Source organism: Kitasatospora sp. NRRL B-11411 (assembly GCF_000721345.1).
GTDB lineage: Bacteria > Actinomycetota > Actinomycetes > Streptomycetales > Streptomycetaceae > Kitasatospora > Kitasatospora cineracea.
This window is the reverse complement of the sequence record NZ_JOGH01000285.1, coordinates 1-1002: the sequence shown is the minus strand read 5'-3', so window position 1 is coordinate 1002 and position 1002 is coordinate 1. Positions and strand designations below refer to the sequence as shown.

General features: G+C 67.6%; 1 protein-coding gene. It reads right to left on the bottom strand.

The window, feature by feature from the left end; translation table 11 throughout:
- Positions 1–21 precede the first annotated feature (21 nt).
- A complete protein-coding gene (locus IH44_RS0139945; RefSeq protein ID WP_030464759.1) occupies positions 22–936 on the bottom strand; it encodes an IS982 family transposase in 915 nt (304 codons plus the stop codon).
- Positions 937–1002 lie beyond the last annotated feature (66 nt).

Here is a 1002-nt window from a genome sequence, read left to right as displayed (position 1 = left end):
CTAGATGGTTGATGCGAAGGGTTAGTGGTCGTAGGCGGTCAGGGAGCGCATGACGGACTGGCCGGTGTGGTCGTTGTGCCAGATCGCGCTGGTCAGGGCGAGGACGCGTTGCAGGACCCGGACTGTCACGCCGCTCTTGGTGCGGCCTTGGTGGTGTTCGAGGTCAAGTTGGGCCTTGAAGGTCTGGTTCACCGACTCGATGACCTGTCGCAGCGGTTTGAACAGCGCCGATCCGGCTCGTGGGGGCTCGCCCCTGCGGGCGGGCCGCAGTAGTCGCACGCCGGTGGCGGCCAACTCGCACTCGAACGCGCGCCCGTAATAGTTCATGTCCGCGAGCAGGACCTGGTCGGGCCGGTTGCGGACGAGGTCCTGCTCGGTGGCGAGGAGGTCAAGCAGGACCTCGCGCTCCGCGGCCTTCGCGCCCGTCAGGGAGAAGGCCACCGGCAGGCCGTGCAGTGTGCACACCAGGTGCAGCCGCAGTCCCCAGAAGAACCGCGAGTGGCTGGCGCAGTATCCGTACTCCGCCCATCCGGCCAGCTCGGAGCGTTTCACGGTCTCACGGGAGCGGCCGCATTCCACCGGGGTGGAGTCGACGACCCACACATCGTCCGTCCACAGCGAGGTGTCCGCCGCGAGCAGGCGGTTGACGTGGGCGATCAGGTCGGCGGCCTTGCGCAGGCGCCGGTTGTAGCCGGACTGGCCGGGCAGGTACGGGAACAGGTGCCGCAGGTGGGTGGTGGCGTGGCGGAGCCAGCGGCGCTCGGAGGTGAAGCCGAGCAGGGCCTGCATCACCGCCAGGGTCACCAGCTCGGCGTCCGTCAGCCTCGGCTTGAGGCCGATCGCGGGCCGCCATGGGGCCAGATACGGCGATTGCTTCAGCAGGTCGTCGGTCTTCACGTAGAGTGCGGTCGCGAGGGAGTCCAGGTCAGGCGTCACAACCGACCTTTGGACTCCCTCGCTTCATCTCATGCGCTTCAGGTGCCCTTGGCATCAACCATCTAG